10 protein-coding genes are annotated in these 13002 nt (G+C 72.8%); 6 read left to right on the top strand and 4 right to left on the bottom strand.

Annotation, left to right across the window (positions count from 1 at the left end; all coding sequences use genetic code 11):
• The first annotated feature begins 1609 nt into the window (after positions 1 to 1609).
• Positions 1610 to 2074 (top strand): MmpS family transport accessory protein, encoded by a 465-nt coding sequence (locus AB0B58_RS00310; protein ID WP_360214935.1) that lies wholly within the window; start codon positions 1610 to 1612, stop codon positions 2072 to 2074.
• Positions 2075 to 2237: 163 nt separating this feature from the next.
• Here the strand turns inward: AB0B58_RS00310 and AB0B58_RS00305 are convergent, their stop codons facing one another.
• Positions 2238 to 4076, bottom strand: coding sequence for a hypothetical protein (locus AB0B58_RS00305; protein WP_360214932.1), 1839 nt, complete (start codon positions 4074 to 4076; stop codon positions 2238 to 2240).
• A gap of 79 nt (positions 4077 to 4155) precedes the next feature.
• A complete protein-coding gene (locus AB0B58_RS00300) occupies positions 4156 to 5538 on the bottom strand; it encodes a phthalyl amidase (RefSeq protein ID WP_360214929.1) in 1383 nt (460 codons plus the stop codon).
• A 204-nt stretch (positions 5539 to 5742) separates the two neighbouring features.
• Between AB0B58_RS00300 and AB0B58_RS00295 the strand changes: the two genes are divergently transcribed.
• From AB0B58_RS00295 to AB0B58_RS00285, 3 genes are all read left to right on the top strand, one after another.
• Positions 5743 to 6564: an alpha/beta hydrolase gene (locus AB0B58_RS00295; RefSeq protein WP_360216194.1), complete on the top strand. Its 822-nt coding sequence runs from the start codon at positions 5743 to 5745 to the stop codon at positions 6562 to 6564.
• Between the two features lie 129 nt (positions 6565 to 6693).
• On the top strand, positions 6694 to 7575 hold the full coding sequence (locus AB0B58_RS00290; protein WP_360214926.1) for a hypothetical protein: 882 nt from the start codon (positions 6694 to 6696) through the stop codon (positions 7573 to 7575).
• 82 nt (positions 7576 to 7657) lie between these two features.
• Complete coding sequence (locus AB0B58_RS00285; RefSeq protein WP_360214923.1) at positions 7658 to 8422, top strand: DUF427 domain-containing protein; 765 nt, start codon at positions 7658 to 7660, stop codon at positions 8420 to 8422.
• Positions 8423 to 8429: 7 nt separating this feature from the next.
• Here the strand turns inward: AB0B58_RS00285 and AB0B58_RS00280 are convergent, their stop codons facing one another.
• Positions 8430 to 9839, bottom strand: a complete 1410-nt coding sequence (locus AB0B58_RS00280; RefSeq protein ID WP_360214920.1) for a SpoIIE family protein phosphatase — start codon at positions 9837 to 9839, stop codon at positions 8430 to 8432.
• Positions 9840 to 10126: 287 nt separating this feature from the next.
• On the opposite strand from AB0B58_RS00280, the gene AB0B58_RS00275 reads away from it, so the two are divergent.
• The gene (locus AB0B58_RS00275; protein ID WP_360214917.1) at positions 10127 to 10987 is read left to right on the top strand and encodes a transglutaminase family protein; all 861 of its coding nucleotides are present in this window, start codon (positions 10127 to 10129) and stop codon (positions 10985 to 10987) included.
• Here AB0B58_RS00275 and AB0B58_RS00270 read toward each other — a convergent pair.
• On the bottom strand, positions 10984 to 11298 hold the full coding sequence (locus AB0B58_RS00270; protein ID WP_360214914.1) for a type II toxin-antitoxin system PemK/MazF family toxin: 315 nt from the start codon (positions 11296 to 11298) through the stop codon (positions 10984 to 10986). The two genes, AB0B58_RS00275 and AB0B58_RS00270, sit on opposite strands and share 4 nt — an antisense overlap.
• Positions 11299 to 11530: 232 nt before the next feature.
• Here AB0B58_RS00270 and gndA point away from each other — a divergent pair, with 232 nt between their 5' ends.
• Positions 11531 to 12961, top strand: a complete 1431-nt coding sequence (gene gndA, locus AB0B58_RS00265; RefSeq protein WP_360214911.1) for an NADP-dependent phosphogluconate dehydrogenase — start codon at positions 11531 to 11533, stop codon at positions 12959 to 12961.
• The last annotated feature ends 41 nt before the right edge of the window (positions 12962 to 13002 follow it).

Below are 13002 nucleotides of genomic sequence, written 5' to 3'. Positions count from 1 at the left end.
CGGCGACAGCAGTGGTGCGGTGCGGGCGACGGCGGGTCGCCGCTGGTTCGGGTCGGCCGTTTGCGGTGGCGTCGCCTGCCGGCGTCTCCCCACCTTTCCCCCATCTCCGTCGCTGCTCGTCGCTTCGCGGGTCGGGCTGCGGGCGCCGGCTGGTGTCGCCCGTCAAGCAGGCGCGGGAATCGCGGCTGGGTGTTGGTCGGCGAGTCCCAACCGGCCGACTGGTTTCGCCTCGCGGGCACCTCCGGGCAGATCCCACCTGACCAGCGTGTTCGTGCGGCAGGCGTGTCTGGGCGGCTTCGCTTGGCGGACGGTCTCGTCCGGCGGGCGGGTTCCCGGCCGGCGGTCTCGTTCGGCGACCAGACCGGGGCGGTCTTCCCCTGACCAGCGGCCTTGTTGCACAGCTGCGCCTCGGCCGCTATCACCGGGTCGACGGTCTCGTTCAGCGGGCACGTCTGGGCGAGTCTTGCCTGGCCGGTGGTTCGATTCGGTGTGGCGGGTCTGAGCGAGTTCTCCTGGCTGGCGATTCGGTTCGGCGAGCACGTCTGGGCGGGGCCCGCCTGGCCGGGCGGACCTGGCTCGGCAGGCACAACCGAGCCAGGTCCGCCCGGCCAGCGAATCCCTTCAGCGGGCACAACCGAGCCGAGCCCGCCCGGCCAGCGAATCCGCTCAGCGGGCACAACCAAGCCAGGCTCGCCCGGCCAGCGAATCCCTTCAGCAGGCACAACCAAGCCAAGCCCGCCCGGCCAGCGAATCCGCTCAGCAGGCACAACCAAGCCAAGCCCGCCCGGCCGGTGGTTCGGTTCGGCGGGGTGGTTCTTGGCGGGTTTCCCCTGGTTGGTGGCGCTGCTGGGCCGGTGCGCCTCGGCGGGTTCCGTCCGGTCTGCGGGTTCGGCTTGGTCGCCGCCAGCCGGCTTGGGGCGCTGTGACAGGTGGTGGTGGGTCGGGGTGGTGTGGTCCGGTGCCGGGCGTCGGGCCGGTTCGGCGTGGGCGGGTCCGGCCGGGCGTGCCGGTTGCGGGCTCGCTGTGCGCGGTTCGTCCGGGCCCGTGGTGTGCTCGCCGCCGCGGCTGCGCAGTTGGCGTAGACGCCGGACATGGCGTTGAGCGAGGCCCCAGGCGCGGTGTCGCTCGTGGTTGCGGCGGAACTCGTCACGCTCGGGGGAATAGTCACGGGATGCGGTGCGGTCACGCATGGCGGCCAGTTCGCTGATTCCGAACAATTGAAGCTGCCGCATGTATTCATTATCCCGGACCGGCCGACGTTTATCCTTTCCGATCCACTGTCGATCATGCCAACTTATCACCGCCCCGCCGTGCTGCGCCGGGCTCTCGCTGCTGACAGTCAACACTGGGCGAGGAATGGCTGCGTGATTAGACGAACACCTTATGAAAGGGACCAGTTATCATGCCCTGAGTCTGCGCAGCTCGCTCCTTCGTGCGCTCCATGCACCGCAGTCTTGCTGAGCTTTGAGCGCGGGAAGGAGATCAAGCTGACGTCAGAGCCGACCAGCGTGCCTGCGCCAGTCTGGCGATCATGTGCGCCGGCCGGTCAAGGATCAAGCGACCTTCGGCCCAGTGGGTGCCTACCTACCACCCCACCTACACTGCCTCCGTGATCGATCTTGATGTCAGTGAGGAACCACAGCCCCGGCGGCGTTCCCGGGTCCGGGCGCTTGTCGCCGCGGCCGTGGCCGTCCTGGTCGTGGCCGGCGGGACGACCGCGTTCCTGATCCACCGGTACCGCGGGACGCAGGTCCGCTTCGAGGTGGAGTCGGCGAGCGGCACCGCCCTGACGGCGCAGTGGACCATCGGCATCAGGCACGTCGGCCAGAAAGCCGGCAAGAAGCCGGGCGAGCCCTTCGCGACCCCGTGGTCGACCACCGTGACTGCGGACGACTACGAGGGGATCGCGTCCCTCATTGTCAGGTCCTCGAGCACCGACGAGGTGACCTGCCGGATCATCGTCGAGGGTGAGACCGTCACTGAGCTCACCCGCGCTCGCGTCACGGGCTGCGTCCTGGGCCTCGATCGGCTCCAGGAGCTCTCGGGCCTCGATCCGGCAGAGAACGGCCCGTAGTATCCGTCGCCGGCGCGCTGCCACCGTGCGGACTCCCACTGGGCGGACCGGCCTCGCCGGTCAGCGCGCTGCCCGGCCGAGGCCCCAGCGGCATCACGGCGGCCCCGACACCGACACCGACACCGACACCGACACCGACACCGACACCGACACCGAGGAAGCGTCACGTGCGCCGTAGTGAGCGGGACAGGCCGGCGGCGATCGTCGTGGCCAGGACCAGCCCGGCCACGATGAAGACGTAGGAGATCCACTGGTACCCGCCGCGCGGCACGAACGCGTTCTGCTGCCCGAAGTCGACGATCGGCAGCAGCAGGTCGAGGGTGTAGACGAGCGCGTTGAACGGCGGCGCCTTGGGCGGTTCGGCCGCGGCGGGCGGGTGCAGCCCGAAGACGACCGTGCCGACGCCGAGCAGGGCGGCGAAGAGCGCGGCGGCGCGCTGCGGGCGGTAGCCGTATCCGACGGTGGCGTCCTGCAGCAGGCCCCAGAGCCGGGCGAACCCTGACCCGGCGCTGGTGTCGCGGCGCTGCCGGGCCAGCAGCACCAGCCGCGCCTGGTCGCCCCGGCCCTGCCCGCGCAGGACCGCCGCCAGCTGCTCGTACGGCTGGCGGTGATGGGTGTCCGGGTCCCGGGCCAGCCAGCCGACGCGCCGGGCGGCGCCGGTCTGCGGCTCGAGGATCTCGTAGGTGAGCCCGTCGAGGTGTATCTGCTCCGGCCAGGTGTCCGGGTCGTCGCGCAACACACCGACCCGCGCGTGCCGCAGGTCCACCCGGCCGTCGGGTGCCCGCTCCCAGCGCAGCGTCAGCTCGGTCACCTGCGCCCGCCAGCAGCTCAGGGCGACGCGGCCGGGGGTGTCGATCGCGGCGCCGTCGAAGCAGAGCTTGCTACCGACGACGACGTTGTCGAGTCGGACCGTGCCGTCGGCGGAGAAGCCGTCGCAGCACAGGAACGTGGAGCCGGCGCGCACGCCGATGGCGTTGAGCGCGACGCCGTCCGGGTTGTGCAGGTCGGCGCCGCGCAGCCGGATCGGGCCGTGCACCGTGGCGTCCTCCATCCGCAGCTCGCCCCGGACGCAGAGCCCCTCGCCGCCGTCGAGCAGGCCGTCGACCACCGCCGCGTCGAGGCGGAGCGCGACGGCGCCGGGCGCCTCGAATCCGGCGTCGGTCAGGCTCAGCGTCCGGCCGATCCGGGCGCTCACGGCGCGTACCTCCCCGTGCGCGGAGAGGCCGTGGCCCAGGAACAGGCCGCCGTCGATCGTGGCCCGGTCGAGCCGGACCGCGACCGCGCCGGGATTGCGCAGCGTCGAGCCGGAGAAGACCAGCGCGTCGCTGATCCGGGCGTGCCGCAGCCGGACCTCGCCCTCGACGTGGCAGCGGCGGGCGAAGAAGGCGCTGTCGACCAGCACGCTGTCCGCGGCCAGGGCGATCCGGCCGGGGGCGGTGATCCGGGCGTCGTCGAACTCGACGCCGCCGGCGCAACGGGCGTGGTAGAGGTGCACGGGGCCGTCGAACTCGCCGTCGTTGCCGGAGAAGTCGCCGCCGACGGTGCTGTGGTCGGCCATGACGGCGGGCCCGGCGGTGTTGCTCACCCGGATCCCCGCCATCCGGAGGCTGCCCGCGATCTTCGCACCGTACAGCTTGATCTCGCCGTCGACCGCGCAGCCGCGCAGCGACAGGTCGCCGCCGACGACCGCGGCGGAGGCGTGCAGGCCGGGCAGGCGGGAACCGGTGAAGCTGACGAAGCGCAGGTTCGACCAGGACAGCTCCGGTGGCTGCTCGAAGTCGCAGTCCTCGAGCCGGATCGCGTGCGTGACCTCGGCGAATCCCAGGCCGAGCGTTCCGGTGACCGTGGCGCCGGAGATCCACAGCCCGCGGCTGCCGCCGGGCGCCTCGAGGAGCAGGGCGGCCAGCACCGAGCCGCGTACGGGTTCCGCGGCCGTGAAAACCGTGCGCTCGCCGGACCCGAACGCCTCGCGGACCCGGTTCTCGTGCTCCGTCAAGCTCATGGGTCCATTGTGAATGGTCGATCCCCGGCCGCTACGACGGAGGCGATCGCGGCGGCCGCCCGGGCGGCGTGATATGCCGTCAGCCGCAGTCGCCGCCGAACACCGCCCGGCGGCCGACCGTGTACCGGCAGCCGAAGTCCGGTGCGGCGACGGCCCGCCGGTCGAGGATCGCGTCGCCGCCCGGCCGGTGCCCCGTGCGCACCCAGCCGACCAGGTCGTCGAAGGCCTGCCGCAGCTCCGGCTGGGTGAAGTCGCAGTGCCCGACCCCGCGGATCGCCCGCGACACGAACAGCCCGGACCGGCCCTGGCGCGCGGCGCGCCGCGCGTAGACCTGCTCCATCGAGAACGGTACGAACAGGTCGCCGATGTCGTGCAGCGACAGCACCGGCACGGGCGGGCGGCCGTCCACCCGCGGAATCCCGTCGAGACCCCGGTCGGCCCGGTCGGTCGGCGTCACCCGCAGCACCCGGGCGTTGAGCCGCCACTCGGCCGCGGTGGGCCACCCGTCGGTGCTCCGGTAGAACTCGAGGCGGTTGCCGGTGACGTTGCCGTCGGCGATTCCGGCCGTGCCGCCGCTGAGCCCGGGGTAGAGGCCGAACAGGAACGGCATCCGCAGCGCGGGGTCCGACGACCGCGCGGTGTTCCAGTAGGCGAACGCCCCGGCGAAGCCGGGCCGCACCCCACCGCTGCGCCGCTCGAGCACGGCCGACCAGGCGCGGCCGGCCTCGGTGGGCGCGGGCGGCGCGCCGGTGGTGAGGCCGAGCGCGGGAAGGATCCGGTCGACCTGCGACTGCCACGCGCCGGGCTCGACCGGGAATCCGGGCGTGACGCCGGACAGCGCGGCGGCAGTGACCCCGGCGTCGAGGAAGTAGTCGAAGAGTTCCGTGTCGCCCAGCACGCCGCAGTAGGGCATCGCGCCGGAGAAGGCCCTCGGATACTCCTCCACGGCGACCGCGGTGATGTGCCCGCCCATCGACTTGCCCGTCATCAGGACCGAGCGGGCGCGCTTGGCGGTGACCTGCCGGAACACCTCGATCAACGCGTACGAGTCGCGGACGCCCCGCCCCACGTCGTAGCCGTTGGTCTGGTAGCTGGAGGCCGCCCACGCGAAGCCCCCGGCGATGTAGTGTGCCCGCAGGTCCGGGCTGTCGACGTAGACGACCCGGCCGGTGCCGCGGTAGCCGTGCGCGAAGACGACCAGCCGGCCGTTCCAGGACCGGGGCACCTCGATCCGGTACGCCGCGCCGTCCCGGATGCCGGTGTACACATCGGAGTCCGGGGTGCCGGCGAACGGGGTGCCGTCGGGATCGCAGTCCGGATCGGCGACGAGATAGCCGGGCTGGTTCGTGCTGGCGACGGGTGCGGCACACGCGGCGGGCGCCGCCGAGGCCGGGGACGCCAGCACGCCGAGCAGCAGGGTTCCCGCCAGCGCGAGACTGAACTGTTTCCGGACGAGGTCCACGGAATACCTCCCGGTAACACTCAATGGCCCGGGCCGATCCCTGTCAAGGCCGGTGGTTTCGCCGATGTGTCCGCGCGGCACCCGACCAAAGACTGACGCTCGTCGATTCCATCCACCTGAGGAGAGTCCGACGTGCAGTCACCGTCCATCCCCGAGCGCCACCGGGCCCGCCGGTTGTTCGTCGCCGCGGCCACCACCCTCGCCCTGGTCGCCGGCTCCCTGGCCGGCGCGACGGGCGCACAGGCCGCCGCCAATCCGTACGAGCGCGGGCCGGCGCCCACCGCCGCCGCCCTGGACGCGAGCCGCGGCCCGTTCGCCACCTCGCAGCAGTCCGTCTCCTCGGCCGTCTCCGGCTTCGGTGGCGGCGTCATCTACTACCCGACCAGCACCAGCGAGGGCACCTTCGGGGCCGTCGCGATCTCCCCCGGCTACACCGCGTCGTGGTCGAGCATCAGCTGGCTCGGCCCGCGGATCGCCTCGCACGGCTTCGTGGTGATCGGCATCGAGACGAACTCGGTGCTGGACCAGCCCGGCTCCCGCGGCGACCAGCTGCTCGCGGCGCTGGACTACCTGACCAGGAGCAGTTCGGTCCGCACCCGGATCGACGCCTCCCGGCTCGCGGTCGCCGGGCACTCGATGGGCGGCGGCGGCAGCCTGGAGGCCGCCCGGGACCGGCCGTCGCTGCAGGCGGCGGTGCCGCTGGCGCCGTGGAACCTGACCAAGTCCTGGTCGGGCCTGCGGGTGCCGACGCTGATCATCGGCGGCGAGAGCGACACCATCGCGTCGGTGTCGTCGCACTCCATCCCGTTCTACAACAGCATCCCGGCGTCGGCGGAGAAGGCGTACCTCGAGCTCAACAACGCCAGCCACTTCTTCCCGCAGACCACCAACACGCCGACCGGCCGGTCGGCGGTGGCCTGGCTGAAGCGCTTCGTCGACGACGACACCCGCTACGACCAGTTCATCTGCCCGGGGCCGAGCGGCTCGGCCATCTCCGACTACCGCAGCACCTGTCCGCTGTCCTGAGGCCGTACAGATATCGGGGGGCCGGCGGGACCGATTCCGCCGGTCCCGCCGCGCGGTGCCCGAATCACACCCGAAGCGCAACCGCGCCCCGGCTCATCAACCGTCCCCGGTGAGTCGATTTCTTCTCCCGTGACCAACAAGGCATCCGACACCGGCGGCACGCGCAACCGGCTGGGCCGCCGGCTCGCCGTGGCCGCGCTGCCGCTGGCCCTCGCCCTGGTCACGGCCCCGAGCGCGGCGAAGGCCGCAGCGCCGGACGACGGGCCCACCGCGAGCGCGGCCGGAAATGCGCGCGGCAACCCGCGGGCGTTCGCGTTCCTCAGCCGGTCGAAGCCGACGGACCCGATCGCCCGGTGGAACCCGTGCAAGCCGATCAACTACCGGGTCAACCTCGATCGGTCACGCGCCGGGGCGTTGAAGGACGTCAAGGGCGCGATCCAGCGCATCCACCAGGCCACCGGGCTGCGGTTCGTGTACCGGGGCGCGACCAAGGTCATCCCCGACGCCAAGCGCGGATACCCGGGGAGGTACCCGGCCGACACCGACCTGGTCATAGCGTGGGCGAGCCCCGGCAAGCACAGCACCCAGATCCCGAAGAACGCCGGCAGGCTCGCCGGCAGGGGCGGCGCGGCGTACCTGGCGGCGTACACCGGTACCGGTGAACGGACCGCGATGTACGTCAAGGGGCTGGTGGTGCTGAACGCCGCGATGCGCCTGCCCGCGGGCTTCGGAGCGGGCGACCGCAGCGGCACCCGGGGACAGTTGCTCATGCACGAGATCGGCCACGCCGTCGGCCTGGCCCACCCGAGGATCAACGACAAGAAGCAGATCATGTACCCGGTGATCCTGCGCAAGACCGCGGTCTGGGGCGCCGGTGACCTCAACGGGTTGCGCGCCCTCGGCAGGTCCCGGGGATGCCTGTACCTCCAGAACCCGGCCGCCGCATCGATCTCCAGCCGCCCGCACGACGATCACGGCGGCACCCCCCGGGGCTCGTTCGTTCTGCCCTGATCCCCGGCCGCGTCTTCGGCGCCCCGGACCTCGTGGGACCTAACGTGTGTCGGGAGGACCCACACGAGGGGAAGGTGCCGCGATGCCGGACTACCCGGGACTGATCACGCCCGTCGGCCACATGGAGCCGGTGCCGCGCCGGATCCGCGCCGTGCTCGGCGGCCGCGTCGTGCTGGACACCACCCGCGCGGTGTACCTGTGGGAGTTCCCGCCGTACCCGCAGTTCTACATCCCCGCGGCGGACATCGATCCGGACGTGCTCATCGACGAGGACCGCCCGGAGAAGCTGCACCGCGGCACCGCCCGCCGGGTGGGGCTGCGGGTCGGCGAGCTCAGCCGGCCCGCCGCCGGCCGGGTGTACACCGAGGACAGCCTGCCTGGGCTCGCCGGGCTCGCGCGGCTGGACTGGGAGGCGCTGGACGCCTGGTTCGAGGAGGACGAGGAGATCTTCGTGCATCCGCGCAACCCGTACGCGCGGGTCGACGCGCTGCGCTCCACCCGGCGGGTGCTCATCGAGCTGGAGGGCCTGGTGCTGGCCGAGTCGGCGGCGCCGGTGATGGTCTTCGAGACCGGGCTGCCGACCCGCTACTACCTGAACCGCACCGAGGTCGACTTCACCCACCTGCGGCCCAGCGCCACGGTCACCGCGTGCCCGTACAAGGGGCGGACCACCGGGTACTGGTCGGTCGAGGCCGGCGGCACCACCCACGCCGATCTGGCCTGGTCCTACGACTTCCCGACCCGCGACCTGTACCCGATCGCCGGGCTGATCAGCTTCTACAACGAGAAGGTCGACATCTGGGTCGACGGCGTGCCGCTGGAGCGCCCGTCGACGCACTTCAGCTGAGCGCCGCTCAGCGCGGGCGCAGGTAGCGGCGCAGGTCCTTGGTCTCGCCGGTGACCGGGCGGACCGCCAGGATGCAGGTGTCGTCGTCCGGGTTGGCCTGCCGCAGCCGGCTCAGCAGCTCTGCCAGCGGCTGGCGCGGTGCCGCCGCGACCGACTCGTCGACGGTGCGGATCACCGCCGCGAGGCCGTCGTCGAGGCTGCGACGGCGGTGCTCGACCAGGCCGTCGGTGTAGAGCAGCAGCAGGTCGCCGAGCTCCATCCGCAGGCTCGCGCACTCGTACCTCGGGTCCTCTACCACGCCCAGCATCGGGCCCGGCGGCCGGCGCAGCGGCGCGGTGCGCCCGCCACGGCTCAGCAGCGGCGGCGGGTGACCGGCCTGCGCCCAGGTCAGCCGGCGGTGCTCCGGCTCGTAGCGGGCCACGATCGCGGTCGCCGCGGTCTCCGGGCGCTCGCGCTCCAGGTCGCAGGTGAGCCTGTTCAGGTGGCCGAGCAGGAACGCGGGATCGGTGGTGGTCACCGCCAGCGCGCGCAGCGAGTAGCGCAGCTGCGCCATCGTCGTCGCCGCCTGGGTGCCGTGCCCCGCCACGTCGCCGACGGCCAGCAGCACCGAGCCGTCCCGCAGCGCGGCCGCGTGGAACCAGTCCCCGCCGACCAGGCACTCCTGGCCGGCCGGCAGGTAGCGCACCGCGACCTTGACGCCGGGAAGCTCGATCGGGCACTCCGGGATCGGCAGGATGATCTCCTGTAGCCGGGCCGCCAGCTCGTGCTCGGCGTGCAGGCTGCGCCGCTGCTCGTCGAGCTGCTCCTCGATGTCGGCCAGCCGCCGCGCGCTCGTCTCGCGGACGGTCACGTCCTGCACTATGCCGAAGATCCGCAGCGGCCGGCCGGCGCCGTCGCAGACCGCGTCTGCCACCGTACGCAGGTATTTGATCCGGCCGTTGATCCTGATCCGGGACGTGACGTCGGCCCGCTCGGAACGCTCGAAGGCCGCCATCGCGGCGAGCCGCAGCGGCAGGTCCTCCGCGACCTCGAGGGCCTCGGACTCCTCGCGCGTCAGCGGGCCGAGGGCCGGATCGCGCTCGTAGATCCGGTACAGCTGCGCCGACCAGCGCACCTCGCCGCTGACCAGGTCCCACTCGGCCCACCCGAGGTTGCCCAGCTGCTCGGTGACGGCGATCCGGTCGCTCTCGGCGGGGGCGTCGGCGTCGCGTACGTCGGCCGGCTCCGCGACGTCCAGCATGCTGACGACACCGGCGGCGACGTCGACGACGTCACGGTTCTGGTCCGCGGCCATCCGCAGCAGGTGCCGGTGCGCCTCGGCGAGCCGGCAGCGGGTCCGGCCGGCGAGCAGGCCGACGGCCCGGTCGACGGTGGCGCGGCCTTCCTCGGCGGAGGACGGGCGCGCGGCGGTTCGCACGCTCTCCCTCGCCTCGAGGTAAGCCTGCTGCCCGCCGCCCATACCGCTCCCGCCTGCTGAAAGCCGCCGATCCGTATCCCTGCATACGCCAGTGCGCCACGCGGCGTCATCCCCCGTTCACCTCCCCCTCCGTCCCACCTGCGGCGCACCGGGGGCAGGTCACCCGGAAGGGCGACCGGGCCCGCGGGCCGTCCGGCGGTGGGCCCCGGCCACCCGGGGCGGGTGGCCTCGGGCGAACGTACGACCAGGCCACGCGCCGGGCGCGCGGTCACGCGCCGGAAACAGCGATGACCGATCATGGATGGATGGACCTCGACGGCGCACGACGGATCGGCTACCGCGTCGAGCAGACCTTCCGGTACGCCTACGACGCGCCGGTGACCGCCCTCGCCCAGCGCCTCGTCGTGGTGCCCCGGCGCCGCCACGGTGACCTGTACCGCCGCGCACACCGCCTGACGGTGACCGGCGCGGCGCACGCGAGGCGCGACCGGCTGGACTCCGCGGGCAACACGGTGGTGCGGGTGGTCGCGGCGCGGGTCGAGCGGGCCGTCGAGTTCCGGCTCACCGCGGACCTGGACCGGGTCGTCGGCGACGGCCCGCCGGCACTGCCGCTCGCGGCACTGCAGGACCCCCGGCTGCTGCGCGCCACCCGGTTGACCGCGCCGGACGAGGCGCTGCGCGAACTCGCGGGCCGGTGCGCGGGCGCGGACGCCGAGGAGAAGGCCGCGCGGGCGTGCTCGGTCGCGCACGCGGCGCTGACCTACGGGTTCGGCGCGACGACGGTCAGCACGACGGCCGCACAGGCGCTGGCGGGCGGCACCGGCGTCTGCCAGGACTCGGCGCACGTGATGCTCTCGATGTGCCGCCTGCTGGGCCTGCCGGCCCGGTACGTCTCGGGGCACCTGATCGGCCAGGGCGGCACACACGCCTGGGTGGAGGTGCTGGTGCCGCGCGGCGACCGGGCGGTGGCCCTCGCCTTCGACCCGTGCCACGGGCGCCGGGCCGGCAACGGCTACGTGACGGTGGCGGTGGGCCGCGACTACGCGGACGTGGCGCCGACCTCCGGCACCTACGTCGGCGCGCCCGGCGGCACCCTGACCGGCACCCGTGACGTGACCGTGACCAGCATCGACCGGGAGCGGGTCTAGAGCTCGAAGAGGTCGCGCATCGCCTCGGCGAGACGGGCCATGCTGGCGCCGGTGACCATGCCGATCCGCTCCGCGCCGACCGAGGCCGGCAGCCGGCGCATCCGGTTCACCACGACGACGCCCGTGATCGGATCCTGCTCGGTGAGGGCGACCGCGTACGGCGGCAGCTCGGTCGCGCCGCGCTGCCGAACGATCGGGGCGCAGAAGGGCGACGGGTTGGTGCGCTCGTTGTAGCTGTCGCTGGACAGCACGAGGACCCGGTAACGCAGGTCGGTGCGGCTGCCGATGGTCCAGATCTCGCCGCGTTTCACGCGCCGAGCGTACCGTCGGACCGATCTTCGGCGACCGGGGCGTCGGGGGGCCGCATGGTGGTGTCGTCCGTCCGGTACCCGGCCCGGCCGGACCCGCGTGCCGGTTTCCGCCGGGTATCGAGACGTCCGGCGCACCCCTGAACCCCCGGCGTTGTAGACACGTAACAATGAGCGCGACGGCTTGCGACGCCGCGGGTTCCCGACCCGGCGCTCGCATGGAGGAAGGACGTTCATGACGGAAAAGGCCCAAATCGGCGTAACCGGTCTGGCGGTGATGGGCCGCAACCTGGCCCGTAACTTCGCCCGCCACGGCCACACGGTCGCGCTGCACAACCGCAGCTACGGCCGGACCAAGGAGCTGGTCGAGGCGTACGGCCACGAGGGCTCGTTCATCCCCTCGGAGAGCGCACAGGACTTCGTCGCGAGCCTGGAGCGCCCGCGGCGCGTGGTGATCATGGTCAAGGCCGGCAAGGCAACCGACGCGGTCATCGACGAGTTCGCGCCGCTGCTCGAGCCCGGTGACATGCTCATCGACGCCGGCAACGCGCACTTCGCGGACACCCGGCGACGCGAGGCGGCGCTGCGCGAGAAGGGGCTGCACTTCGTCGGCACCGGCGTGTCCGGCGGCGAGGAGGGTGCCCTGCACGGCCCGAGCATCATGCCCGGCGGCTCCAAGGAGTCGTACGAGTCGCTCGGCCCGCTACTCGAGGACATCTCGGCGAAGGTCGACGGCGAGCCGTGCTGCGTGCACGTCGGGCCCGACGGCGCCGGGCACTTCGTCAAGATGGTGCACAACGGCATCGAGTACGCCGACATGCAGCTCATCGCGGAGGCGTACGACCTGCTCCGCTCCGTCGGCGGGCACTCGCCGGCAGAGATCGCGGAGATCTTCAAGGACTGGAACAACGGCCGGCTCGGCTCGTACCTGATCGAGATCACCGCCGAGGTGCTCAAGCAGGTCGACGCGGAGACGGGCAAGCCGTTCGTCGACATCGTCGTCGACCGGGCCGAGCAGAAGGGCACCGGCCGCTGGACCGTGCAGGCGGCCCTCGACCTGGGCGTGCCGGTCTCCGGCATCGCCGAGTCGGTGTTCGCGCGCGCCCTCTCCGGCGACCCGCAGGTCCGCGCCGCGGCGGCCGAGCTGCCCGGCCCGTCCGCCACGGCCGGCGCCGGCGGCTCCGACCTGGTCGCCGACGTCGAGCAGGCGCTGTTCGCGTCGAAGATCGTCGCGTACGCGCAGGGCTTCCAGCAGATCCAGGCGGCCAGCGCGGAGTACGGCTGGGACATCGACCCGGGCGCGATGGCCAAGATCTGGCGGGACGGCTGCATCATCCGGGCCAAGTTCCTCGACTTCATCAAGCAGGCCTACGACAAGAACCCGTCGCTGGCCACGCTGCTGGTCGACGACTACTTCCTGGACGCCGTCAGCGGCGCGCAGCAGGCCTGGCGGCGGGTCGTCGCCACTGCCGCGCAGCAGGGCATCCCGGCGCCGGGCTTCGCCTCGTCGCTGGCGTACTACGACGGCCTGCGTGCCAAGCGCCTGCCGGCCGCCCTGATCCAGGGCCAGCGCGACTTCTTCGGCGCGCACACGTACCACCGGATCGACAAGGAGGGCGCCTTCCACACCATGTGGGGCGCCGACCGCAACGAGGTACCCGCGTAGGTTCCTGAGCCTCGCGGCCGGCCCGGTCCCGCCTCGGCGGG

It is taken from the genome of Actinoplanes sp. NPDC049118, assembly GCF_040648555.1.
GTDB lineage: Bacteria > Actinomycetota > Actinomycetes > Mycobacteriales > Micromonosporaceae > Actinoplanes.
Note: the sequence above shows the minus strand (reverse complement) of the source record. Positions and strands in the feature narration are given on the sequence as shown.